Annotated in this window: 22 protein-coding genes and 1 tRNA gene; 7 read left to right on the top strand and 16 right to left on the bottom strand. The window is 65.9% G+C overall.

Annotation, left to right across the window (positions count from 1 at the left end; all coding sequences use genetic code 11):
• Positions 1-60: 60 nt before the first annotated feature.
• The 3 genes from guaA to folD form a co-directional block, all read right to left on the bottom strand.
• Positions 61-1,641: a glutamine-hydrolyzing GMP synthase gene (gene guaA, locus ACXU4B_RS03115; protein ID WP_131407680.1), complete on the bottom strand. Its 1,581-nt coding sequence runs from the start codon at positions 1,639-1,641 to the stop codon at positions 61-63.
• Positions 1,642-1,785: 144 nt separating this feature from the next.
• Complete coding sequence (guaB, locus tag ACXU4B_RS03110) at positions 1,786-3,243, bottom strand: IMP dehydrogenase (protein WP_131407678.1); 1,458 nt, start codon at positions 3,241-3,243, stop codon at positions 1,786-1,788.
• A 111-nt stretch (positions 3,244-3,354) separates the two neighbouring features.
• Positions 3,355-4,218, bottom strand: coding sequence for a bifunctional methylenetetrahydrofolate dehydrogenase/methenyltetrahydrofolate cyclohydrolase FolD (gene folD / locus ACXU4B_RS03105; protein ID WP_131407676.1), 864 nt, complete (start codon positions 4,216-4,218; stop codon positions 3,355-3,357).
• A gap of 78 nt (positions 4,219-4,296) precedes the next feature.
• On the opposite strand from folD, the gene ACXU4B_RS03100 reads away from it, so the two are divergent.
• Entirely contained in the window at positions 4,297-4,848 is a 552-nt protein-coding gene (locus tag ACXU4B_RS03100; RefSeq protein WP_131407674.1) for a GNAT family N-acetyltransferase, read from the top strand.
• Here ACXU4B_RS03100 and moeB read toward each other — a convergent pair.
• The 8 genes from moeB to ndk form a co-directional block, all read right to left on the bottom strand.
• Positions 4,845-6,014 (bottom strand): molybdopterin-synthase adenylyltransferase MoeB, encoded by a 1,170-nt coding sequence (moeB, locus tag ACXU4B_RS03095; RefSeq protein WP_131407672.1) that lies wholly within the window; start codon positions 6,012-6,014, stop codon positions 4,845-4,847. The genes ACXU4B_RS03100 and moeB overlap by 4 nt on opposite strands.
• A gap of 46 nt (positions 6,015-6,060) precedes the next feature.
• The gene (der, locus tag ACXU4B_RS03090) at positions 6,061-7,461 is read right to left on the bottom strand and encodes a ribosome biogenesis GTPase Der (RefSeq protein WP_131407670.1); all 1,401 of its coding nucleotides are present in this window, start codon (positions 7,459-7,461) and stop codon (positions 6,061-6,063) included.
• Between the two features lie 22 nt (positions 7,462-7,483).
• Positions 7,484-8,713 (bottom strand): outer membrane protein assembly factor BamB, encoded by a 1,230-nt coding sequence (bamB, locus tag ACXU4B_RS03085; RefSeq protein ID WP_205746495.1) that lies wholly within the window; start codon positions 8,711-8,713, stop codon positions 7,484-7,486.
• The gene (locus tag ACXU4B_RS03080; protein WP_131407668.1) at positions 8,710-9,354 is read right to left on the bottom strand and encodes a YfgM family protein; all 645 of its coding nucleotides are present in this window, start codon (positions 9,352-9,354) and stop codon (positions 8,710-8,712) included. The genes bamB and ACXU4B_RS03080 overlap by 4 nt, the downstream gene beginning before the upstream one ends.
• 152 nt (positions 9,355-9,506) lie before the next feature.
• Complete coding sequence (locus ACXU4B_RS03075; protein ID WP_240733993.1) at positions 9,507-10,472, bottom strand: helix-turn-helix domain-containing protein; 966 nt, start codon at positions 10,470-10,472, stop codon at positions 9,507-9,509.
• 71 nt (positions 10,473-10,543) lie between these two features.
• Positions 10,544-11,341 carry a type IV pilus biogenesis/stability protein PilW gene (gene pilW, locus ACXU4B_RS03070; RefSeq protein ID WP_131407664.1) on the bottom strand — a complete coding sequence of 266 codons (798 nt, stop codon included), beginning with the start codon at positions 11,339-11,341 and terminating at the stop codon, positions 10,544-10,546.
• On the bottom strand, positions 11,331-12,464 hold the full coding sequence (rlmN, locus tag ACXU4B_RS03065) for a dual-specificity RNA methyltransferase RlmN (RefSeq protein ID WP_131407661.1): 1,134 nt from the start codon (positions 12,462-12,464) through the stop codon (positions 11,331-11,333). The genes pilW and rlmN overlap by 11 nt, the downstream gene beginning before the upstream one ends.
• A gap of 6 nt (positions 12,465-12,470) precedes the next feature.
• A complete protein-coding gene (gene ndk, locus ACXU4B_RS03060; RefSeq protein ID WP_131407659.1) occupies positions 12,471-12,896 on the bottom strand; it encodes a nucleoside-diphosphate kinase in 426 nt (141 codons plus the stop codon).
• Between the two features lie 235 nt (positions 12,897-13,131).
• Between ndk and ACXU4B_RS03055 the strand changes: the two genes are divergently transcribed.
• The 3 genes from ACXU4B_RS03055 (at position 13,132) to ACXU4B_RS03045 (ending at position 17,554) form a co-directional block, all read left to right on the top strand.
• The gene (locus ACXU4B_RS03055) at positions 13,132-13,755 is read left to right on the top strand and encodes a TetR/AcrR family transcriptional regulator (protein ID WP_131407657.1); all 624 of its coding nucleotides are present in this window, start codon (positions 13,132-13,134) and stop codon (positions 13,753-13,755) included.
• 78 nt (positions 13,756-13,833) lie between these two features.
• On the top strand, positions 13,834-16,206 hold the full coding sequence (locus ACXU4B_RS03050; RefSeq protein WP_131407655.1) for a 3-hydroxyacyl-CoA dehydrogenase/enoyl-CoA hydratase family protein: 2,373 nt from the start codon (positions 13,834-13,836) through the stop codon (positions 16,204-16,206).
• A gap of 139 nt (positions 16,207-16,345) precedes the next feature.
• Positions 16,346-17,554 (top strand): acetyl-CoA C-acyltransferase, encoded by a 1,209-nt coding sequence (locus tag ACXU4B_RS03045; RefSeq protein WP_131407653.1) that lies wholly within the window; start codon positions 16,346-16,348, stop codon positions 17,552-17,554.
• A 275-nt stretch (positions 17,555-17,829) separates the two neighbouring features.
• Here ACXU4B_RS03045 and ACXU4B_RS03040 read toward each other — a convergent pair whose 3' ends face one another.
• Entirely contained in the window at positions 17,830-18,213 is a 384-nt protein-coding gene (locus ACXU4B_RS03040) for a YidH family protein (protein WP_165583125.1), read from the bottom strand.
• A 131-nt stretch (positions 18,214-18,344) separates the two neighbouring features.
• On the opposite strand from ACXU4B_RS03040, the gene ACXU4B_RS03035 reads away from it, so the two are divergent.
• The 3 genes from ACXU4B_RS03035 to cycA all read left to right on the top strand — a co-directional run bounded on the left by ACXU4B_RS03035 (position 18,345) and on the right by cycA (position 21,183).
• Positions 18,345-18,884 (top strand): DUF2058 domain-containing protein, encoded by a 540-nt coding sequence (locus ACXU4B_RS03035; protein WP_131407648.1) that lies wholly within the window; start codon positions 18,345-18,347, stop codon positions 18,882-18,884.
• A 75-nt stretch (positions 18,885-18,959) separates the two neighbouring features.
• The gene (locus ACXU4B_RS03030) at positions 18,960-19,697 is read left to right on the top strand and encodes a 2OG-Fe(II) oxygenase (RefSeq protein WP_131407646.1); all 738 of its coding nucleotides are present in this window, start codon (positions 18,960-18,962) and stop codon (positions 19,695-19,697) included.
• A gap of 73 nt (positions 19,698-19,770) precedes the next feature.
• Entirely contained in the window at positions 19,771-21,183 is a 1,413-nt protein-coding gene (cycA, locus tag ACXU4B_RS03025) for a D-serine/D-alanine/glycine transporter (RefSeq protein WP_131407644.1), read from the top strand.
• 132 nt (positions 21,184-21,315) lie between these two features.
• Here cycA and ACXU4B_RS03020 read toward each other — a convergent pair.
• The 4 genes from ACXU4B_RS03020 to ACXU4B_RS03005 all read right to left on the bottom strand — a co-directional run bounded on the left by ACXU4B_RS03020 (position 21,316) and on the right by ACXU4B_RS03005 (position 24,427).
• Positions 21,316-21,391: transfer RNA gene (locus ACXU4B_RS03020), tRNA-Gly, on the bottom strand.
• 57 nt (positions 21,392-21,448) lie between these two features.
• Positions 21,449-22,054, bottom strand: a complete 606-nt coding sequence (gene pgsA, locus ACXU4B_RS03015; protein WP_131407642.1) for a CDP-diacylglycerol--glycerol-3-phosphate 3-phosphatidyltransferase — start codon at positions 22,052-22,054, stop codon at positions 21,449-21,451.
• 51 nt (positions 22,055-22,105) lie between these two features.
• On the bottom strand, positions 22,106-23,932 hold the full coding sequence (gene uvrC, locus ACXU4B_RS03010; RefSeq protein WP_131407640.1) for an excinuclease ABC subunit UvrC: 1,827 nt from the start codon (positions 23,930-23,932) through the stop codon (positions 22,106-22,108).
• Positions 23,933-23,950: 18 nt separating this feature from the next.
• A complete protein-coding gene (locus tag ACXU4B_RS03005; RefSeq protein WP_131407638.1) occupies positions 23,951-24,427 on the bottom strand; it encodes a low molecular weight protein-tyrosine-phosphatase in 477 nt (158 codons plus the stop codon).
• Between the last annotated feature and the right edge of the window lie 170 nt (positions 24,428-24,597).

Below are 24,597 nucleotides of genomic sequence, written 5' to 3'. Positions count from 1 at the left end.
AAATATCAATGCATTACGCGACATTCATGAGAAAAGTTGACCGGCGCCACGCCGATAAACTCATTCCCACTCAATGGTTGCGGGCGGCTTGCCACTTATGTCATAAACGACACGAGAAACACCACGCAACTCGTTGATAATACGATTAGAAACCTTGCCAAGGAAGTCGTACGGCAAGTGCGCCCAATGGGCGGTCATGAAGTCGATCGTCTCCACCGCGCGCAATGCGATCACCCACTCGTAGGCACGGGCGTCACCGACCACGCCTACCGACTTCACCGGCAGGAACACCGCAAAGGCCTGGCTGGTCTTGTCGTACAGGTCCCAGGCGCGCAGCTCTTCGATGAAGATGGCGTCGGCGCGGGCCAGCAGCTCAGCGTATTCCGGCTTCACCTCGCCCAGGATGCGCACGCCCAGGCCCGGGCCCGGGAACGGATGGCGGTAGACCATCGCGCGCGGCAGGCCCAGCTCCACGCCGATGCGGCGCACCTCGTCCTTGAACAGCTCGCGCAACGGCTCGACCAGCTTGAGCTTCATTTGCTCCGGCAGGCCGCCCACGTTGTGGTGGCTCTTGATCACGTGCGCCTTGCCGGTCTTGCTGCCGGCCGACTCGATCACATCCGGATAGATGGTGCCCTGGGCCAGCCACTTCACTTGGCCATGGCCGGCGTTGGTGACCTTGGCCGACTCTTCGTCGAAGATCTCCACGAACAGGCGGCCGATGATCTTGCGCTTGGCTTCCGGGTCGGCCACGCCTTCCAGCGCCTTGAAGTAGCGCTCGGCGGCGTTGACGCGAATCACCTTCACGCCCATGTGCTCGGCCATGGTGGCCATCACCTGGTCGCCTTCCTGCCAGCGCAGCAGGCCGGTATCGACGAACACGCAGGTCAGCTGGTCGCCAATGGCACGATGCAGCAGCGCGGCCACCACGGAGGAATCCACGCCGCCCGAGAGACCCAGCAGCACATGGTCGTCACCCACCTGGGTGCGCACGCGCTCGATCTGATCCTCGATGATGTGCGCGGCCGTCCACAGCGTCTGGCAGCCGCAAATTTCCGTGACGAAACGCTTGAGCAGCGCGGTGCCCTGCTTCGTATGCGTCACTTCCGGATGGAACTGCACGCCGTACCAGCGCTTGTCCTCGTTCTCCATCACCGCGACCGGAATGCGGTCGGTGGTGCCGGTGATGACGAAGCCCGGCGGCGCCTTGGCGACGTGGTCGCCATGGCTCATCCACACGTCCAGGCGGTGCGCGCTGTCGTGGTCGCTGAGGTCCGCGAACAGGCGACTCTTGGCCACGATGTCCACTTCGGCGTGGCCGAATTCGCGCGCGTCAGCGGCTTCGGTGGCACCACCCAGCTGCGCGGCCAGCGTCTGCATGCCGTAGCAGATGCCAAGGATCGGCAGGCCCGATTCGAACACTTCCTGCGGCGCCCTGGGCGCGCCCGGCAGCGTGGTCGACTCCGGGCCACCCGACAGGATGATGCCCTTGGCGCCGAACGCGGCGATCTCGGCCGGGTCGTGGTCCCAGGCCCAGATCTCGCAATACACACCGATCTCGCGCACGCGGCGGGCAATCAGCTGCGTGTACTGCGCGCCGAAATCGAGGATGAGGATTTTGTCGCTATGGATGTTCGTCATAGGAGCGGATCGGAAGTCGGAAAATGAGAAAGGCCGGAACGCGTCACGCCCCGACCTGCGAATGTCTTCATGATCGTCATTCCGGCGGAAGCCGGAATGACGACTCGGTGACAGCGCGGCGTTCGACCGCCACCCTGCCCGCCCTCACGAATTGAGCCGATAGTTCGGCGCTTCCTTCGTGATCTGGATGTCGTGCGGGTGCGCTTCGGTGACGCCGGCGCTGGTCACCTTGACGAACTGCGCCTTGTTGCGCACGTCATCGACGGTGGCCGCACCCAGGTAACCCATGGACGCGCGCAGGCCGCCGATCAGCTGGTGGATGATGTTGCGCAGCGAACCACGGTACGGCACGCGACCTTCGATGCCTTCCGGCACCAGTTTGTCGGCGTCCGCCTCGTCCTGGAAATAGCGGTCCTTGGAACCCAGCGCCATTGCGCCCAGCGAACCCATGCCGCGGTAGCTCTTGTACTGACGGCCCTGGAACAGTTCGACGTCGCCCGGCGATTCTTCGGTACCGGCGAACATCGAACCGAGCATCACGGTGGATGCGCCGGCGGCGAGCGCCTTGGGGATGTCGCCCGAGTAGCGGATGCCGCCATCGGCGATCAGCGGGATTTCGTCCTTCAGTGCAGTGGCGACCAGGTCGATGGCGGTGATCTGCGGCACGCCCACGCCAGCCACCACGCGCGTGGTGCAGATGGAGCCCGGGCCCACGCCCACCTTGACCGCGTCGACGCCGGCATCGAGCAGCGCACGCGCCGCTTCGCCGGTGACGATGTTGCCGGCGATCACCTGCACTTGCGGATAGCGCTTCTTCACCCAGCCGGCGCGTTCGATCACGCCCTGCGAATGACCATGCGCCGTGTCGACCACCAGTACGTCGACACCGGCATCCACCAGCGCTTCCACGCGCTGCTCGGTATCGCCACCCACGCCCACTGCAGCGCCGACGACCAGGCGCTCGAGGCGATCCTTGGCCGCGTGCGGGTTGTCGCGGGCTTTCTGGATGTCCTTGACGGTGATCAGGCCGCGCAACTGGTAGTCGCTGTTGACCACCAGCACCTTCTCGATGCGGTACTTGTGCAGCAGCTGCAGCACTTCATCCTGGCTGGCACCCTCGCCGACGGTCACCAGTTTGTCCTGGCGCGTCATGATGTTGCGCACCGGGTCGTCATGCTTGCGCTCGAAGCGCAGGTCACGACTGGTGACGATGCCCACGAGCTTTTCGCCTTCCACCACCGGCACGCCGGAGATGTTGTGCGCGCGGGTGAGCTGCAGCACTTCGCGAATGGAGGTGTTCGGACCGACCGTGATGGGACTGCGAATGACGCCGGCTTCGAACTTCTTCACCAGGCGCACTTCGGCCGCCTGCTGCTCGGCGCTCATGTTCTTGTGGATGATGCCGATGCCGCCCTGCTGGGCCATGGTGATGGCGAGGCGGGCTTCGGTGACCGTGTCCATGGCGGCGGACACGATGGGGATGTTCAGGCGCAGGTTTCGGGTAAGCCGCGTGGAAGTGTCTACATCACGTGGCAGAACGGCCGAATGGGCCGGAACGAGGTAAACGTCGTCGTAGGTGAGGGCCTCGGCGAGGATACGCATGCGAAAAGTCCCGCTGCAAAGAGAGGATTATACGCAGAACGCCGACCCCTCGCCACACGCCGGATGAACGCAATGTTGCCGCAGGGGCGACGATCGCCGCGGCGACCGAGGTCAGTGCCCCGGCAACGCGCGGGCTTCGGCGGCTTCCAGCGTATTTTCCAGCAGCGTCGCCACCGTCATCGGGCCCACGCCGCCGGGCACGGGCGTGATCCAGCTGGCGCGCTCGGCCGCGGCGGCGAAATCGACGTCGCCAACCAGACGGCCATCTTCCAGGCGGTTGATGCCCACGTCGACCACGACGGCGCCGGGCTTGATCCATTCGCCCCTGACCAGGCCCGGCTTGCCGACCGCCACGATGACGATATCGGCCTGCCGCACGAAGTGTTCGAGGTCGCGCGTGAAGCGATGGCAGCAGGTCGTGGTGCAGCCGGCAATCAGCAACTCCAGCGCGAGGGGGCGTCCCACGTGATTGGACACGCCCACCACCACCGCGTGCTGCCCGCGCACCGGCCGGTCGGTATGGCCAAGCAGGGTCATGACGCCGCGAGGCGTGCACGGGCGCAGACCGAAGCGGCGCAGCGCCAGACGGCCCACGTTCACCGCCTGGAAACCGTCCACGTCCTTGCCCGGGTCGATGCGATCGACCAGCGCATCCTCGTCGATGTGATCGGGCAGCGGCGACTGCACCAGGATGCCGTGCACGGCCGGGTCGGCATTGAGCCGGTCGATCAGCGCCATCAGCTCGGCCTGCGTCGTGGTCGACGGCAGGTCGAAATCGAACGAGCGGAAGCCCACCTGGTGACATGCCTTGCGCTTGTTGCGCACGTAGACCGACGAGGCCGCATCATCACCCACCAGGACCACGGCCAGGCCCGGTTCGGCCAGCCCCTTCGCCTTGCGCTCGACCACGCGCCGTCCGATCCGCTCCATGAGTTCCTGTGCGATGCGCTTGCCATCGAGGATGCGTGCGGACATGGTCGGGCCTGGCTGCAAAGAGACGTATTATCCCGGCTCACCCACGCCTACACAAACGTACCCCACGGTTGCCGCCCCATGCCCCCCGCTCCGGTAGAACTCGCTGCATCCTCGTTGCGCCTGCGGCCATGGCAACCCGGCCATGCCGATGCGCTGTGCGAAGCGGCGCAGGAGTCCGTTGCCACGGTTGGCCGGTGGTTGCCGTGGTGCCATGCCGGCTATGCCTGGGAAGACGCCGTTGCGTGGATCGAGCACTGCCAGGGCGGGTGGCTGCGCGGCGACCCTTACGCCTTTGCGATTTTCGATGCGGCCGACCGGCTGGTCGGCGGCGCAGGCCTCAACCGCCTGGACCGCGAGCATCGCAGCGCCAATCTCGGCTACTGGATCCGCCAGCAGGCGCAGGGCAAGGGCATGGCGCCCATCGCCGTGCAGGCCGTGGCCGCGTTCGGCTTCGCGACACTGTCCTTGAGCCGCATCGAGATCGTCGTGGCCGTCGACAACGCGGCCAGTCGCCGCTGCGCGGAAAAAGCGGGCGCCCGCTTCGAAGGGATCGCGCGCCAGCGCCTCGTCGTGGATGCCGTGCCCGTGGATGCGGCGATCTATGGCCTGCTGCCGGCCGACCAGGCCTAGCCCGCGGCGGCGCAGAGCGCGGCAATGTCCTGGTAACCCGAGAACACGGCCCCGTCGCCACATCCCGGACAAGACCGGTCGCGCGGCAGGCGCGTCTCGCGAAAACGCATGGCGAGCGCATCGAAGCCCAGCAGGCGCCCGACCAGCGGATCGCCGATACCGAGGATCAGCTTCAGCGCCTCCGTCGCCTGCAGCAACCCGACAATGCCGGGCAACACGCCCAGCACGCCGGCCTCGCTGCAATTGGGCGCCTCCGCCGCCGAGGGCGGCTCGGGGAACAGGCAGCGATAGCACGGCGAATCGGTGCGTCGCGGATCGAACACGCTGACCTGGCCTGTGAAGCGCTCGACCGCGCCGTAGACCATCGGCAGGCACAGCCGCTGCGATGCCGCCGCCACCAGGTAACGCGCAGGAAAATTGTCGGCGCCATCGATCACCAGGTCGTGGCCACCGAGCAGGTGCTCGACATTGCTTGCCTGCAGGCGCTCGTTGCGCACCTCGACCCGCACGCGCGGATTGAGCGCGGCGAGCGTGATGCGGGCGGATTCCGCCTTGGGCATGCCGACCCGTGCATCGGCGTGGATGACCTGGCGATGCAGGTTGGAACGCTCGACCCGGTCGTCATCGATCAGCGTGAGCTGCCCCACGCCGGCGGCGGCCAGGTACAACGCCGCCGGGGCACCCAGGCCACCCGCGCCGAGCAGCACGACGCTGGCGCGTGCCAGCTTCGCCTGCCCGTCCTCGCCGACTTGCGGCAGGCGCAGCTGGCGGGCATAGCGTTCGGCCGCATCGGCATCCAGCCCCGCCGTTGCCGTCGGCAGGCCTTCCGCCTTCCAGCGGTTATAACCGCCCGCCACCGAGGCCACGTTGCGATAGCCAAGCCGTTGCAATGCCTCTGCCGCCAGCAGCGAACGCTGGCCGCTGCCACACAGGGCGATCACGGCGCGCCCGCGGTCGGGTTCGGCCTGCTCGATGCGCAGCTCAAGGAAACCACGCGACAAGCCCAGCGCGCCGGCCGGCGTGCCTGAGGCGCGCTCGGCATCCTCGCGCACGTCGATCAGCAAGGCGCCCTGGGCCTGGCGGCTCAGGGCGTCAGCGGGTGCGATTTCAGGAATGCGCTGGCGCAGCTCGGCCAGCCAGGTGTCGCGGTCGTTGGCGGTGCTCATGCAAATAGCATAGAACGTTCGCCGGGAGACTGCGCATGGCCTGCGGCTAGCGCTTGCGCTTCTTCAGCTCGCGGATCATGCGCTGGCGCTTGCGCATCTGACCCTCGGTGAGCACGTTCTTCTTGCCGGCAAACGGGTTTTCGCCATCGCGGAACTCGATGCGGACCGGGGTGCCTTCCAGCTTGTAGCGCTTGCGGAAAAAGTTTTCCAGGTAACGCCGGTAGGCCGGGGCAATGTGCTTGGTGCGACTGCCGTGGATGACCACGGTCGGCGGGTTGCTGCCACCCGGATGGGCAAAGCGCAGCTTCGGCGCATGCCCGCGCACCAGCGGCGGCTGGTAGCCCTCGTAGGCGCGCTCGAGCGTCTTGGTGAGCTCGGACGAGCTGAGCTCCCTGGTCGCGGCCTGATGGGCACGAATGATGGCCTTCATCAGCTCACGCAGGCCCGAGCCGTGCAGGGCCGAGATGAAAACGGTCTTGGCCCAGTCGACGAACTGCAGGCGGCGCTCCAGCGCACGCTGGCACTGCTCGCGCTGGTAGCTGTCCATGCCGTCCCACTTGTTGACGGCAATGACCAGCGCCCTGCCCTCGTCGACGGCGTGGCCGATCAGGGTGAGATCCTGGTCCGCCAGGTTCTCGCGGGCATCAACCATCACCACCACCACCTGGGCGGCGGCCATGGACTGCAGCGTCTTGATCACGCTGAATTTCTCGACCGCTTCCTCGACGCGCGCCTTGCGGCGCACGCCGGCGGTGTCGATCAGCGTGTAGCGCTTGCCGTCGCGCTCGAGCGACACGCTGATGGGGTCGCGCGTGGTGCCGGCCGTGCTGGAGACGATCAGGCGATCCTCGCCCAGCAGGCGATTGATCAGCGTCGACTTGCCGGCGTTCGGCCGACCGACGATGGCGACGCGCATGCCTGCATCCGCACCAAGGTCGACTTCCTCGTGGGTGTCCTCGGGCAACAGCTTGAGCGCCGTGGCCACCAGATCCTCGGTGCCGCGGTTGTGGGCAGCGGAGAGCGGCAGGCTGTTGGCGATGCCGAACACGGCAAACTCCGCCATCGCGTCCTGCAGGTCGAGGCCATCGGTCTTGTTGACCGCGGCGATGATCGGCTTGCCGCTGCGGCGCAGCTCGTCGAGGATGCTGCGGTCCTGCGGCAGCAGGCCGTCCCGCGCATCCACCACGAACACCAGGACGTGCGCTTCCTCGATGGCAAAGCGCACCTGCTGTGCGGTCAGCGCGTCGAGACCTTCCTCGACGCCCGACAGACCACCCGTATCGACCACCACGAAGGGGCGCGCGCCGGTGCGGCACACGCCATAGTGGCGATCGCGGGTAACGCCCGGCATATCGGCCACCAGGGCGTCACGGCTGCGCGTCAGTGCATTGAAGAGGGTCGATTTACCGACATTGGGGCGACCGACCAGGGCGACGACGGGCAGCATGATTCAGACAACCGTTACGCGGTCAGCGTGCGGTTGACAGACGATAGGCGCCGATTCGGCCCTTCTCGTCTTCAACGTACACAGTGTCACCCACCACCAGCGGCTGGGCGCGGATGGGCTTCTTCGACAGGCGTTCGCGCGCCGCCAGGGCGCCGTCGCCGGTCTGCAGCCAGTGGACGTAACCCTCGACGTCGCCGACCACGACATAGTCGCCGAGCACGGCCGGCCCGGTGAGCCAGCGGTACTTCAGCGCATCGTTCTTCCACATGTCCGAGCCGCCGCTCTTGTCGAAGGCCCAGACCTGCGACTGGTCGTTGACGCCGTACAGCGCATTGGCGCCGAGGTCGATCGAGGTGAAGGTGGAGAACGGGCGTCCCCACAGCGGGCGGCCGCTGGGGCCGTCGACGGCCACAAGGTTGCCGTGATAGGCGGCGCCGTAGAGCGTGCTGCCCTGGAGCAGGATGCCACCGTCGACGTCGCTCAGGCGATCGATCTCGGTGCGACCCTCGCCAGAGGCAAGCGTCTGCTCCCACAGCTTTTCACCGTTGTCGAGGCGCAGCGCCACGAGCTTGCCCGCGTCGCTGCCATAGAACACCACGCCGTTGGCCACCAGCAGGGGACCGTTGCCGCGCAGGCTCAGCAGCGGCACGCTGTCCTGGTCATAGACCCAGCGACGCTCTCCGTTGGTGCTGTCGAAACCGTACAGGCGACCGTCCTGGGTACGGGCGATCACCAGGTTGCCGGCGATGACCGGCGAGGAGATCACCTCGGAGTTGACCACCGACTCCCAGCGCGGGCTGCCGTCCTTGGCGTTGACGCCGTAGACGTGACCGTCGAGCGTGCCGACCACCAGCAGGTCGCCGGACACCATCGGGCCGCCGGCATACAGCGCGTCGGCGCGCTTCTTGTCGCCCCAGCCGAACCAGCCCTGGGTACGCGAGCTCTTGGTCCACACGGTCTTGCCGCTGGCTGCGTCGAACGCGGCCAGCTTGCCATCGGTGCTCGCGGCATACAGCACGCCGTCGGCGAACGCGGGGCGCAGGCGCACGCCGCTGTCGCCGGCGCCATCACCGACGCTGTTGGTCCACACGCGGGTGACCTGGACGGTGGGCTTGAAATCCTTGGCCAGCGGCGTCGGCGGCTGGACGTTTTCCTTCTTGAACGAGTGGCAGCCGGCGAGGGCCACCAGGGAGGTCAGCGCAACCAGCAAGACGCGCTTCATCGCACCGCGTTTCTTCACTTCCGCTTTCATGCACCCTGCTTCCCGGCCACGGCCAGATCATCGATTTTCATCTGCACGCTCTGAGGCGCGTTCTCGCCCAGCGCCGCCTTGGCCGCTTCGTAGGCCTTGCGGGCATCGTCCGGGCGCCCAAGCTTGACCAGCACATCGCCGCGGAGTTCCTGCGCCACGCCCTCGTAGCTCTTGGGCGGCATACGATCGAGCGCGACCAGCGCGTCGGCGGCCTTGCCCTGCGCCAACAGCACCTGCGCGATGCGCATCTCGACCAGCGCCTTGAGCCGGGCATCGCTGGCATGGGCTTCAGCCCAGTTGAGCGACTCGATGGCCTTGTCCAGTTCCTTGGCCTGCACCTGGCGCTGCGCGCGATCGCTGGCAGCAAACATGGCATAGGGGGTATCGGTGTAATCCTTGAGCAACTGCTCGGTCAGCGCGTTGGCGCTGTCGGCCTTGCCCCCCGCGGCAGCCATCTGGACCTGCTGGTACAGGTCCGCGGCGCCGGTCAGGTGGTCGGCCTTGTGCTTGTTCCACTGCTGCCAGCCGAAGATGCCGACCAGGCCGATCACGATGCCAACGACGATGGACAGGCCGTTCTGGCGCAGCCACTGCTGTACGCGCTCGCTCTGTTCGTAATCGTCGTACGCTTCAAATGCCATGCAATCACCCTTGGGGAACCGCACACCGAAAGCACTTGCGACGGTGCTTTTCGTGCGGGAAAAGAAATCAGCCCGACTTGCCCGCTCGCTGCCGAGCGGACAATGGGCAAGCATAACCGATTGCGCCGGACCGCACAGGTCCGGTGCGCGGATCAGGCGCCGGCCGGTGCGGCCTTGCCGTCGTGCAGCTCGATGCGGAAGTGCGCCACGTTGGAGCGCCGATAGCTGTCGAGCGCCATCGGCTGGCCGTCCAGCATGACCTGGGCGCCACTGGCGTTGCCAATGCGCACTTCCAGGGGCTGGTCGCTGTGGTAGGTCTTGGAGCTGCCTGCGGGCAGCAGGCCGTATTCGAGACGCGAGCCGTCCTTGGCGGTGACCTCGACCCAGCTGGAGCCTTGCAGGCTCAGCACCAGGCTGTGGGCACCGACACCTGCCGTGTCAGCCGCCGGTGCCGGCGGCACGCGCGCGGCATCGCCAGCGAGATTCGGGAACGGGGCCATCGACGCCATCAGCGGCTGCTGGTCCTGCGCGGGAGCGGTAGCAGGCGCCGTCGCCTGCGTCACGGGGGTCGCGGCCGCCGTCGTCGCGGCCGATGCACCGGCGTCGACAGGCTGCGCGTCCGGCGTGGCCGACGTGGTTGCCGCACTCGGCGGAGCATCCAGCTGTGCCACCGGGGCGGCATCGAGCGGCGCCAGATGACTGACGTCGCGATCGAGCGTGCCGCGCACGCCGAGCCAGATGGTGGGCACCACGATTGCTGCGGTCAGCACGACATACGTCGCTGCCCGCGCATAGTGCTCCAGCAAATAGCGTGAATGCGAAATGCCACCGGTGGCGACCAGGGTCGGCTCGCCAGGCTTGATGCGCTCGAGTTCCAGCTTGACGTCGGTTTCGTCGATGCCGAGGTAGCGCGCGTATTTGGTGAGATAGCCGCCCAGGTACACCTGGTAGTCGATGCCGCCGTACTCGTTGCTCTCCAGCTGGCGAACCACCCGCGTCGGCAGGCGCAGCGCATGCGCGCACGACTCGATGTCCATGCCGCGCAGCTCGCGGGCTGCCCGCAGTCGCCCGCCCAGAGTGCCTGCGTGCTTTTCCGACGAAAGGTGTTCCGTGTCCATGCTGGCTTCAGGTACGTCGTTGAATGAAAGGTCTCGGTTGCCGCTGTGGGCCGAATTTGACTGCTGGGATGTCATTGGCTTGCAGTTGCGTCGAGGGCGCGCGCCTGCTCCGAATCCGGGAACTGGCTTTGCAGTCGCCTGCCATAGTTGAGAGCAGCATCCTTGTTGCCCAACCGGGATTCAATGTCATGACCTAGCTTGAGTGCCGCCGCACTGGGCTGTCCCAGCGCGTCGAAACGCTGGATGAAGGCCCGCGCGCGGAAGGCATCGTTCTGAAGATAAAGCACGTTGGCGAGCTGGTACAGCGCCTCGCCGCTCTGCGGGTCGATCTCGATCGCCTTGCGGAAATCGACTTCGGCGCCGGCAAGGTCGCGCGAGCGACTCAGGCAGGTGCCCGCATTGGTCCAGGCCCGCGCCGGCGTCTGGTAGAACGGATCGGCCACGGCCTTCTGGAAATACGGCATGGCCTCGACCGTCTTGCCTTCGCTGTTGCACAGGAACCAGCCGAGGTTGTTGTTGGTGTCGCCCTTTTCCGGAGCGAGCGCCACGGCCCTGCGATAGTGCAGCTCCGCGTTGGCCTGGTCGTTGATGCGCTCGTACAGCACGGCAGCCACGGTGTGCGCCGGCACGTAGTTCGGATTGAACTGCAGGGCCTTGTTGACCTTGACCATCGCGTCCTGCAGGTCGCCGTTCTGCATGTACTGCTGGGCCAGCTCGGTGTGGATGCGGGCACCCTCTTCCTTCTGCTCGGCCTTGGTGGCGCGCGGAATCTTGTTGGAGAGGCCACTCTCATTGGTGGTCGTCGTGGTGACACAACCGGCCAGCAGCATGGCTACGCCGGCACTCAACAACAATCGCTCAAGCCGCATGACTCGCCCCTTCGTCCAGACGCTTGCGAAATTCGGCCTGGCGACGGGTGCGGTCCAATACCTGCCCTTTAAGCTGGCCACATGCCGCGTCGATGTCGTCGCCGCGGGTGCGGCGCAACATGGTCAGCACGTTGGCATTGAGCAACTGGGTCTGGAAGGCGCGGATGGTTTCGGCGTCGGAACGCTCGAAACGCGTGCCAGGAAAAGGATTGAACGGAATCAGGTTGACCTTGCAGGTGGGCATGCGGCGCATCAGCTTGATGAGCTGGCGCGCATGCTCCGGCTGGTCATTCACACCCTTCATCAGGGTGTATTCGAAGGTGATCGAGGTGCGTGGCTTGCGATCCAGCCAGCGCTGGCAGGAGGCCATCAGCTCGGCGATCGGGTAACGCTTGTTGAGCGGCACCAGCTCGGTGCGCAGCTCGTCGTTGGCCGCGTGCAGCGACACCGCCAGCGACACGTCGATGGTTTCCGACAGCTTGTCGATCATCGGCACCAGGCCGGCGGTGGACAGCGTGACGCGCTTGGAGGCCAGGCCAAAGCCCAGGTCATCGCGCATCAGGCTCATCGCCTTGGTGACGTTGTCGAAGTTCAGCAGCGGCTCGCCCATGCCCATCATCACCACGTTGGTGATGCGGCGGTTCTGGTGCGTGACGTTGCCGAGGTATTTGGCCGCGACCCACATCTGGCCGATGACTTCGGCGGTGGACAGGTTGCGGTTGAAGCCCTGCGTCGCGGTGGAGCAGAACTGGCAGTTGAGGCCGCAGCCGACCTGCGAGGACACGCACAGCGTGCCGCGGGTCGGCTCCGGGATGTACACCGCCTCGATGGCGTTGCCGCCATCCATGCCGAGCAGCCACTTGTGGGTGCCGTCGGCGGCAGCCTTGTCGAACAGGGTCTTCGGCGGACCGACGTAGCAGGACGCTTCGAGCTTGGTCCGAAGCGCCTTGCCCACGTCGGTCATGTTTTCGAAGTTGTCTTCCAGGCGATGGTAGATCCACTTCATCACCTGCTCGGCGCGATACGGCTTCTCGCCCAGCTGCGCGAAGAAATCACGCAGGCCCTGGCGATCGAAGTCGAGCAGGTTGACCTTGTCGGTGGAAGTGGGTACTGCCTGGTTCACAACTTGTTACCTGCTGAAAGTTTCGGTCGTCGCGAAGAAGTACGCGATCTCGACCGCAGCCGTTTCGGCGGCGTCGGAACCATGCACGGCATTGGCGTCGATGGAGTCGGCGAAGTCGGCACGGATGGTGCCCGGCGCGGCGTCCTTCGGGTTGGTGGCGCCCATCAGGTCGCGATGCTTGAGGATGGCGTTCTCGCCCTCGAGCGCCTGGATCATCACCGGACCCGAAATCATGAACTCGACCAGTGCCTTGAAGAACGGGCGTTCGCGATGCACGGCGTAGAAGCCTTCGGCTTCCTGACGCGAGAGGTGCTTCATCTTGGCGGCGACGACCTTCAGGTCGGCCTTTTCGAAGCGTGCATAGATTTCGCCGATCACGTTCTTGGCAACTGCGTCGGGCTTGATAATGGAAAGGGTGCGCTCCAGCGCCATGGGTCTGCTCCGGGAAAACGGGTATCTGAATGGGCGGTCCGGCCTATGCCGGCAAAGTTAAGCCAAATCCTTTCGATATTTACGGATTTAGCTCACGAAAGTTTGACAGATTCTACCCCATACGCAACCCGGACGCCGGGTTTCCGACGCCTGGCTCGAACGACCGTTTGACGGCTGCAAATCGACCCGCGTATGCTCAAACGATCGTTTGATTCGACGCCGAGGCCCACGGACCATGCCAGCTTCCCAAGCCGTCCTGCCAACCAAGGAGCGCATCCTGGGTGCCGCCGAGGAGCTGTTTGCCCGGCACGGCTTTGAAGGAGCCTCCCTGCGCCAGCTGACCGCGGCCGCCGGGGTCAACCTGGCCGCGGTGAACTACCACTTCGGCTCCAAGGACCGCCTCATCGAAGAGGTGTTCCGCCGCCGCCTGGATCAGCTGAACGGACGCCGCATGGCTGCCCTGAAGAAAATCGCCGGGGCGCCGGATACCACCATCGAGGACGTGCTGGCCGCTTTCATCGTACCTGCACTGGAGCTTTCCCACGATGGCAGCGGTTCGCTGTTCATGCGCGTGCTGGCCCGCGCGTTCGCCGAGCACGACGACACCCTGCGCAAGTTCCTGTCGGAAAACTATGGCCACGTGATGCGCCAGTTCACCGCCGAGTTCACCCGCCTGCTCCCGCACCTGAGCAAAGAGGAGCTCTACTGGCGCGTGGACCTGGTGACCGGCGCCCTGACCCACGCCATGTCCGGCTTCGGCATGATCCAGCGGAAAAGCGACGTTCCCGAGCACCAGCATCGCGAGCAGACCGCCCAGCACCTCATCCGCTTCGCTGCCGCAGGCCTCAAGTCGTCCTGAATTCGTTGTTACCCAAATCCCACGGCCGGCGACGGCCGCCAGTCTCACCCTGATGTGTCTCGCACTACGGAGAAGCCAATGACTGCAACACCACTACGTATCCGCAAGGCGGCGGTGCTCGGCGCCGGCGTCATGGGCGCGCAGATCGCTGCGCACCTGACCAATGCCGGTGTCGAAACCGTGCTGTTCGACCTTGCGGCCAAGGACGGTCCCAAGAGCGGCATTGCGCTGAAGGCCATCGCCAATCTGCAGAAGCTGTCGCCGGCCCCGCTGGCCGACAAGAACCTCGCCGGCGCGATCATCCCCGCCAACTACGACGAGGACCTGAATCACCTCAAGGACGTCGACCTGGTGATCGAGGCCATCGCCGAGCGGATGGACTGGAAGCTGGATCTGTACAAGAAGATCGCTTCACACCTGTCGCCGACCGCCGTGATCGCCTCCAACACCTCCGGCCTGTCGATCAACAGCCTGGCCGAGGCGCTGCCCGAAGAGATGCGCCATCGCTTCAGTGGCGTGCACTTCTTCAACCCGCCGCGCTACATGCACCTGGTCGAGCTGATTCCGACCCGCCTGACCGACAGGAACGTGCTGGAAGGCCTCGAGGCATTCCTCACCACCGCGCTCGGCAAGGGCGTGGTGTATGCCAAGGACACCCCGAACTTCATCGGCAACCGCATCGGCGTGTTCTCGATGCTGGCCACCATGCACCACACGCAGCAGTTCGGCCTCGGCTTCGACGTGGTCGATGCGCTGACCGGTCCGGCCGTGGGTCGACCCAAGAGCGCCACCTACCGCACCGCCGACGTGGTGGGCCTGGACACCATGGCGCACGTGATCAAGACCATGGCCGACACGCTGGCTGACGATCCGTGGCATTCGTACTTCAAGGCGCCGGTGTGGCTCTCCGCCCTGATCGAAAAGGGCGCGCTGGGCCAGAAGACCGGCGCGGGCTTCTACCGCAAGGCCGGCAAGGACATCGTCGTCATCGACGTCGCCAAGCAGGACTATCGCCCGTCCGAGCAGAAGGCGTCCGACGAAGTGGCCGCCATCCTGGCCATCAAGGACCCCGCCGAGAAGTTCGGCAAGCTGCGCGCGTCCGGCGACCCGCAGGCGCAATTCCTGTGGGCGACCTTCCGCGACCTGTTCCACTACACCGCCTATCACCTGGCCGACATCGCCGACACCGCGCGTGACGTCGACTTCGCCATCCGCTGGGGCTACGGCTGGAAGCTCGGCCCGTTCGAGACCTGGCAGGCTGCCGGCTGGCAGCAGGTGGCCGGCTGGATTGCCGAAGACATCGCCGCCGGCAAGGCCATGAGCAAGGCGCCGCTGCCGGCGTGGGTTACCGACGGCCGCAACGGCGTGCACGGCAAGGACGGTTCCTGGTCCGCCGCCGAAGGCAAGAACAAGCCGCGCTCGCAGCACCCGGTCTACCAGCGCCAGCTGTTCCCCGATCCGATCCTGGGCGAGAAATTCGACCAGGGCAGCACGGTGTGGGAGAACGACGGCGTGCGCCTGTGGACGCTGGGCGACGACGGCGTCGGCATCATCTCGTTCAAGACCAAGATGAACACGGTCAACGACTACGTGCTCGACGGCGTGCAGCAGGCGATCGACGTCGCCGAGCAAAAGCTGAAGGCCGTGGTGATCTGGCAGACCAGCGAGCCGTTCTCGGCCGGCGCGGACCTGAAGGGCGCGTTGGGCCTGCTGCAGGCCGGCAAGTTCGACGACTTCGGGAAGATGGTCGCCAACTTCCAGGCCACCAGCATGCGCATCAAGCATTCGCTGGTGCCGGTGGTGTCGGCTGTGCGTGGCCTCGCCCTCGGCGGCGGCTGCGAGTTCCAGATGCACTCGGCCCGCACCGTGGCCGCGCTGGAAAGCTATATCGGCCTGGTCGAGGCCGGCGTCGGCCTGCTGCCGGCCGGTGGCGGCCTGCATGAGCTGGCGATCCGCGCTGCCAAGGCGAACCCGGAAGATCCGTTCGAGGCACTGAAGAAGGTGTTCGAGACGGTCGCGATGGCGAAGGTGTCTGCCAGCGCGATGGAAGCGAAGCAGCTGGGCCTGCTGCGCGACAGCGACGTCGTGGTGTTCAACGCCTACGAGCTGCTGTACGTGGCCAAGAAGGTCGCGCTGTCGCTGGCCGAAAGCGGCTGGCGCCCGCCGATGATGAATCGCAACATCCCGGTCGCCGGCGACGTGGGCACGGCCACGTTCCAGGCATCGCTCGCCAACCTTGCCGAAGGCTATTTCGCCTCGCCGCATGACGTGGCCATCGCCACGCGCATCGCGGACACGCTGTGCGGCGGCAAGATCGAACGCGGTTCGCTGGTGGACGAGGAGTGGCTGCTCCAGCTCGAGCGCAAGCACTTCGTGGAGCTGGCCAGGACGGAGAAGACGCAGGCCCGCATCGCGCACACCATGACCACGGGCAAGCCATTGAGGAACTGACACGCTCGTCGTCCCTGCGCAAGCAGGGACCCAGCGACTTCGCTTTACGCCAACGACACTGGATCCCTGCTTGCGCAGGGATGACGATCAAAACCAACAGCGTCGCCGCGAATCACGCGCGACGCCACGGAGTAAAACCATGACCAAGCAAGTGCAAGACGCCTATATCGTCGCCGCCACCCGCACGCCGGTCGGCAAGGCGCCGCGCGGCGTGTTCCGCAACACCCGTCCGGACGACATGCTCGCCCACGTGATCCGCGCCGTGATGGCGCAGGCGCCGGGCATCGATCCGCATCGCATCGAAGACGTCATCGTCGGCTGCGCCATGCCGGAAGCCGAGCAGGGCATGAATGTGGCCCGCATCGGCGCGCTGCTGGCCGGCCTGCCCTACACCGTGCCGGGTGTCACCATCAATCGCTTCTGCTCGTCCGGTGTGCAGGCCATCGCCATGGCCGCCGACCGCATCCAGCTCGGCGTGGCCGACCTCATGATCGCGGCCGGCACCGAGAGCATGAGCATGGTGCCGATGATGGGCCACAAGATCGCGATGAACCCGGCCATCTTCGCCAACGACGAAGACCGCGCCATCGCCTACGGCATGGGCATCACCGCCGAGAAGGTGGCCGAGCAGTGGAAGGTCACCCGCGAGCAGCAGGACGCCTTCGCCGTGGAAAGCCACCGTCGCGCGCTGGCCGCCATCGCCGCCGGCGAGTTCAAGGAGGAGATCACCCCGTTCCAGCTGGATGACCACTATCCCGACCTCGCCACCCGCGGCATCAAGACCGACAGCCGCGTGATCGACACCGACGAAGGCCCGCGCGCCGGCACCACGCTGGACGTGCTCGGCAAGCTGCGCACGGTGTTCCGCAACGACAAGTTCGGCGGCAGCGTGACGGCCGGCAACTCTTCGCAGATGTCCGACGGCGCCGGCGCCCTGCTGCTGGCCAGCGAAAAGGCCATCAAGGAGTTCAACCTCACCCCGATCGCCCGCTTCGTGGGCTACTCGGTGGCGGGCGTGAAGCCGGAGATCATGGGCATCGGCCCGAAGGAAGCGATCCCGAAGGCGCTCAAGCAGGTCGGCCTCAGCAAGGACCAGCTGGACTGGATCGAGCTCAACGAGGCGTTCGCTGCGCAGGCGCTGGCGGTGATCGGCGATCTCGGCCTGGACCCGAGCAAGGTGAACCCGCTGGGCGGCGCCATTGCGCTGGGCCACCCGCTGGGCGCCACTGGTGCGATCCGCGCCGCCACGCTGATCCACGGCATGCGCCGTCGCAAGCAGAAATACGGCATGGTGACCATGTGCATCGGCACCGGCATGGGTGCGGCAGGCGTGTTCGAAGCGCTCTGATCGTCCGCAACCGGCGACAAACGGAAACGGCGCCGTAGCGATACGGCGCCGTTTTTTGTGATGACGCGACAGTACACGACCGCCATGCGCCGCCCCCTCAACGTCATTGCTGCGAGGTGCTCTTCAATGGCTGAAAAGCTGGTCAAGCAAGGTCCAGCGTCTTCGCTCGCATCGAGGAAAAGTCACTGGATTCCTGCTTTCGCGGGAATGACGGTCTTGTTGAGGGGCGCCGCCACTCGTCGGTTCGCCCCGCCCTTTGAGCTCGAGGCTCCGCATCAACTCAGCGCCGCAATCTGCCTTGCCACATAGAGGGTCAGGAAGATCGCCATCAGCACCAGCAGCACGGCCATGCCGCGCGCCGTCCACGAGTCGCCGTACATCGAGGACCCGGATGCCTCGATGGCCTTTCGATTGCGGTAAAAGCGCGCCGTCGCGCCCGCCACCATCAACGCCCCCACCAGCAGCAGGCCCAGGCCCAGCCATTGCGACGCACGCGTGTGCAGGCCCTCGGTCACTCCGACGGCCGCACGCGACGCGACGAGCAGGAAGATGTCGAAGCGTTCCAGCAGGAAGCCGAACGCCATGACCGAGATCGCGGTGCGCACCCAGGCGAGGTAAGTGCGCTCGTTGGCCGAATGATCACTGAAATGGGGTATCACGGCACATCCCTTGGTGAGGACATGGAAACCTGCCGGCGCCATCATGCCACGGCGCGTCTCAGCTGGCCCCGGACAGGTGCCCCCGGCTGCCGCGCTACAATCAGCGGTCTCGCTTCCCGGACGCCCCACGCATGCGCAATCCACTGCAGGAACAGCTACTCAAGGCCGGCCTCGCCAAGAAGGGCAAGGTGGACCAGATCGCGCGCGACCAGGCCAAACAGCGCCAGGGCAAGGCACCGGCGGCCGAGGCTGCCGAAAAGATCGATACCCAGCGCCTGCAGGCGGAACGGGCCGAACGCGATCGCGCCCTGGCCGCCGAGCGCAATGCGCAGGCCCATGCCCGCGAGATCGCCGCCCAGGTGCGCCAGATCATCGAGTCCAACAAGGTCAGGCGCGAGGGCGAGATCAGCTACCGGTTCAGCGATGGCGAAAAGATCCACAGCGTGCTGGTGAACGAGGCACTGCGCACGCAACTGGCCAAGGGCGTGCTGGTGATCGTGCGCGCGGGCGATGGCCATGAACTGCTGCCGCGCGCCGCTGCCGACAAGATTCGCGAACGCGACGCCGCCGTCATCGTGCTGGACCATGGCCAGCCAGCGCAGAGCACGCCGGCGAGCGACGACGACGCGTTCTACAGCCAGTTCAAGGTGCCCGACGACCTGATCTGGTAGGTCCGCAAGAAACGGAGTGCGGGACACGCAGTCCGCGGCTAGCTTCCCCGTGTCACCGCACCGGACTCGCCGACCATGCACGCAAAAACGAGCGCCCCACCAGGCCAGGACATCACCTCGCGCATCGATGCCGTCGACTGGCAGGCCGCCATGTCGGAGCTGGACGCACGCGGCAGCACCGTGCTCCGCGGCCTGCTCGATGGCGGAACCTGTCGCGACATCGCCGCGGGGTACGCCAGCGAGTCGCTGTATCGCAGCCGCGTGGTGATGGCGCGCCATGGCTTTGGCCTGGGCGAATACCAGTACTTTCGCTATCCCCTGCCCGCTCCCGTGCAGCAACTGCGCAGCGGCCTCTATCCACGCCTGGTGGCGCTGGCCAACGACTGGAATGCCCGCATGGGCCTCGAGGTGCGTTATCCGGCCACCCATGCCGCCTTCCTGGCCCGCTGCCATGACGCCGGCCAGACGCGGCCCACTCCGTTGTTGCTGCAGTACGGCGCCGGCGACTACAACTGCCTGCATCAGGATCTCTATGGCGAGCACGTGTTCCCGCTGCAGGTGGCGATCCTGCTGTCCGAGCCGGACCGCGATTTCAGTGGCGGCGAATTCGTGCTCACCGAGCAGCGCCCGCGCATGCAGTCGCGCGCCGAGGTGGTGGCCCTGCGCCAGGGCGACGCGGTGGTCTTCGCCGTCAACCAGCGCCCGGTCAACGGCAGCCGGGGTTCGTACCGGGTGACCATGCGCCATGGCGTGAGCCGCGTGCGCGCTGGCCAGCGCCATACGCTGGGCATCATCTTCCACGACGCCGCGTAGGCGCCCCGTCGTACGCCGGGCGACGATTCCTTTAGGATGACTCCCTTCGTACCCCGAAAGGATCGTGCCGCCCATGCAGACCCACGAACCGACTGCCGTGACCGGCTTGCCGGAACATCACCTGCAGCGAAACCTGCGCAACCGCCACCTGCAGCTGATCGCCATCGGCGGTGCGATCGGTACCGGCCTGTTCATGGGTTCGGGCAAGACCATCAGCCTGGCCGGCCCTTCGGTGATCTTTGCCTACGCGATCATCGGCAGCGTGTTGTTCTTCATGATGCGGGCGATGGGCGAGCTGCTGCTGTCCAACCTGCACTACAAGTCCTTCGTCGACTTCAACTACGACCTGCTCGGGCCCTGCGCGGGCTTCTTCACCGGCTGGACCTACTGGTTCTGCTGGGTCGTCACCGGCATCGCCGACGTGGCGGCCATCACCGGCTACATCCAGTTCTGGGCGCCGCATGTGCCGCTGTGGCTGCCTGGATCGGCCTGCATCCTCCTGCTGCTGGGCCTCAACCTGCTGACCGTGAAGCTGTTCGGCGAAATGGAGTTCTGGTTCGCGCTGGTGAAGATCGTGGCCATCGTCGCGCTCATCGCCGTGGGCATCGTGCTGATTGCCATCGGCTTCACCTCGCCGACCGGCGCCAGGGCGGCGGTGTCCAATCTCTGGGCCAACGGCGGCTGGTTCCCACACGGCGGCGCAGGCTTCATGGCGGCATTCCAGATCGCGGTGTTTGCCTTCGTGGGGATCGAGCTGGTGGGCACCGCATCGGCCGAGGCGCGCGATCCTGAAAAGACCTTGCCCAAGGCGATCAACTCCATTCCCATCCGCGTGATCGTGTTCTACGTGCTCGCCCTGCTGGTGATCATGACGGTCACGCCATGGAACCAGGTGGCGCCCGATCGCAGCCCGTTCGTGAACCTGTTCATGCTGATCGGCATTCCGATCGCCGCCAGCCTGATCAACTTCGTGGTGCTGACCTCGGCAACGTCCTCCGCCAACAGCGGCATCTATTCGACCGGACGCATGCTCTACGGTCTCTCGGCAGGCAGGCTCGGCCCGAAGCCGTTCGCCAGGCTGAGCAACAACAACGTGCCGGCCAACGGCCTGGCTTACTCCTGTTTCCTGCTCTTCATCGGCGTGTTCCTGCTCTACCAGGAAGGCGACGTCATGAAGGTCTTCACCATCGTCACCACGATCTCCAGCATCTGCTTCATCTTCGTGTGGTCGCTGATCATGATCGCCTACATGCGCTACCGGAAGCTGCATCCGGAACGCCACGCCACCTCGATCTTCAAGATGCCCGGCGGCGTGGCCATGTGCTGGCTGGTGCTCGCCTTCTTCACCTTCGTGCTGTGGGTGTTCGCGCAGAAGCAGGACACCCTGCAGGGCCTGATCTACACGCCGATCTGGTTCGTCTGCCTGGGGCTTTGTTATCCGTTCTATCGCCGGCAGGCGATCGAGCATCGCAAGGAGACGCATTGACGGTGCGACGCACGGCGGCGCGAGGCCCAGGCCCGCGCCGCCACGGTCGAAGCAGGGCCTGCATCACAGGCATTAAAAAACGGCCGCGAGGGCCGTTTTTTTGTGAATGGCGATGCTTCCATCCACTGAATCTGGAGCGGGAAACGAGACTCGAACTCGCGACCCCGACCTTGGCAAGGTCGTGCTCTACCAACTGAGCTATTCCCGCATCGGAGTCGCGCATTTTAGCGGCTAAAAAACCGCCGTCAAGCCTCGGTCACGAAATTCATTCATCGTCGCGCCACGGGGGCTGCGGGCCGTCGCCGCGCAGGCTGGGCCACGCCGCGCGCAGGTAGTAGAGGCCCGACCAGATGGTGAGGATGCCGGCGATCACCAGCAACGCCTCGCCAATGTGATACAGCCGCAAGGCCTCGGCGCTCTTCTCGTGCTGCACGATCAGCACGACCAGCGCCACCATCTGCATGACCGTCTTGAGCTTGCCGATGAAAGCCACCTTGACCGTGGCGCGCATGCCGATCTCGGCCATCCATTCCCGCAGGGCCGAGACGCTGATCTCACGCCCCACGATCACCGCCGCGGTCACCGCCATCACGATCCCCGGCCAGCCGCCACGATGCGATTCCACCAGCAGGAACAGCGTCACCGCCACCATCAGCTTGTCCGCCACCGGGTCGAGGAACGCGCCGAAGGCCGAAGTGAGGTTCAGGCGGCGCGCCAGGTAGCCATCGAGCCAGTCGGTAATCGCCGCGAGCAGGAATACGATCGCGGCCGTGATGTTGTGCCCCGGAAACTGCCAATAGAAGACCAGCACCATGACCGGCAGCAACAGCACGCGGAACAGTGTGAGCCAGGTCGGCAGATTGATGCGCATAAATCCTTTCCGGGTGGGTTCTTGCCAGTGACGGGACCGCGTGGCCGCCGGCTAGCCGTGCAGCACAGCATAAATGCGTTCGGCCAGGCCGCGATCAATCCCCTTCACCTGCATCAATTCCTCCACGCCCGCCGCTTCCACACCGGCCAGGCCGCCGAAGGCCTTGAGCAGGGCCGAGCGCCGCCGCGCTCCGATGCCCGGCACGTCTTCCAGCACGCTGCGCTCACGCGCCTTCTCGCGGCGCTTGCGATGGCCGCTGATGGCGAAACGGTGTGCTTCGTCGCGCACCGCCGCGACCAGGTGCAGGGCCGGCGACGCCGGCCCCGGATGCAGGTTGCGGCCGGAGTCGGCCAGGATCAGGGTCTCTTCGCCGGCACGACGACCCGGTCCCTTCGCCACGCCGACCACATGGATGCCATTGACGCCAAGCTCCCTGAGCACATCCAGCGCCTGCGCCACCTGGCCGCTGCCACCATCGATCAGCAGTACATCCGGGCTGGCACCCTCGCCTTCGGCGACCTTGCGGAACCGCCTCACCAGCGCCTGATGCATGGCCGCGTAATCGTCGCCCGGCGTGATGCCGTTGATGTTGAAGCGGCGGTAATGCGACTTCTCCGGACCTTCCGGACCGAACACCACGCAGGAGGCGACCGTCAGCTCGCCCTGCGTATGACTGATGTCGAAACACTCGATGCGCCTGGGCAGCTCGTCGAGTTCGAGCAGCTTCTGCAGGTCGTCGAAACGCGCGCCCAGCGTCTGCCGGCTGGCGAGTCGGGCAGTGAGCGAGGCCTGCGCGTTGCGCTCGGCCATCTGCAGGAAGCGCGCCCGTTCGCCGCGAACGCTGGATTTCAGTTCCACTGCGTGGCCGGACTGCTGGGCCAGTACTTCGGCCAGGATCTGCTGGTCGGGCAATACCTCGCCCAGGATCAGCTCGCGTGGCACCGGGCGGTCCAGGTAGTACTGCGCAATGAACTGCGCCAGCACGTCGACGGGATCGGCATCCAGCGGCAGGCGCGGGAAGAAATCACGCGTACCCAGGCTGATGCCGTTGCGGAAGAACAGCACGCTGATGCAGGCCATGCCAGCCTCGATGCGACAGGCCAGCACGTCCATGTCGGCACTCGCGCCCTGCACGTGATGCTCCGCCTGCAGCTTGCGCAGCGCCGCCACCTGGTCGCGCAGTGCAGCCGCCCGCTCGAATTCGAGCGCCTTGCTGGCGTTGTCCATCTCACCCGCCAGTTCGTCGATCACGACGCTGCTGCGGCCGTCGAGGAACATCTCGGCATGGCGCACGTCGCTGCGGTAATCCTCGGTCGTGATCAGCTTCACGCAGGGCGCCGTGCAGCGGCCGATCTGGTGCTGCAGGCAGGGCCGCGAGCGGTTCTTGAAATAGCTGTCCTCGCACTGACGCACCTTGAACAGCTTCTGCATCAGGTTGAGGCTTTCGCGCACGGCAAAGGTGCTCGGATACGGCCCGAAATAACGACCCGGCAGATTGCGGGCACCGCGATGGAAGGCGAGGCGCGGATAGTCTTCGCCGCCGGACAGGTAGATGTACGGATAGCTTTTGTCGTCGCGCAGCAGGATGTTGTATCGCGGCTTGAGCGACTTGATCAGCTGCGACTCGAGCAGCAGCGCCTCGCCTTCGGTGCGCGTCACCGTGATGTCGACGCGCGCGATCTGCGCCACCATCGCGGCGATGCGCGGCTCCATCCGCGGCTTGAGGAAGTAGCTGCCGACGCGCTTTTTCAGGTTGCCGGCCTTGCCGACATAGAGCAGGTCGCCGTCGGCGTCGAAGTACCGATAGACGCCGGGCGATGTGGTGAGGGTCCTGACGAAAGACTTGCCGTCGAAGGCTTGCGGCGGGGGCGAGTGCATCGGTGGATTCTAGCCTCTTCAGCCGCCGCGCAGTCGCGCGATCAGACCATCCACGCCCTGCTCCGCCAGCTGGACTGCCTGCTGGAAACCCGCCGCTTCGCCGAAGTACGGATCGGGAAATTCATGCGGCGACCTCACGACCGCCCACGGCAGGAACAGCTCCGGTCGTGCGCCACGCCCGCCGCGGACCACGTCGAGCGCCTCGAGGTTGTCGCGATCCATGGCCAGCACCCAGTCGTAGCGCAGGAAATCCGCCGACTCCACCTGCCGCGCACGATGCAGCGAAAGGTCATATCCCGCGGCCGCCGCGGCACGCTGCATGCGCGAATCCGCGCCCTTGCCGACATGCCAGTTGCCCGTGCCGCAGGACGCGAGCACCACCTCGAGCCCGGCTTCGGCACAACGCCGACGGGCTACCGCCTCCACCAGCGGCGAGCGGCAGATATTGCCCAGGCAGACGAACAGGATGGAGGTAGTGCGTGCTTGCACAGGCATGGCCGATGGACCCGCATTGGGCGTCCGGGCATTAGTGAGGGCACCGCGACGATGATGCAAGCGCCCAGCGAAGCAAGGCTTCTCCCTGTGGCTACCCGAAGGGAGAGGGGCTCAGGCAACGTCAATCGAAAGAGCCCTTCTCCCGCCGGGAGAAGGTGCCGGTAGGCGGA

The sequence above is a fragment of the Dyella soli genome, assembly GCF_054482295.1.
This window is presented reverse-complemented; position numbering and strand designations above follow the sequence as displayed.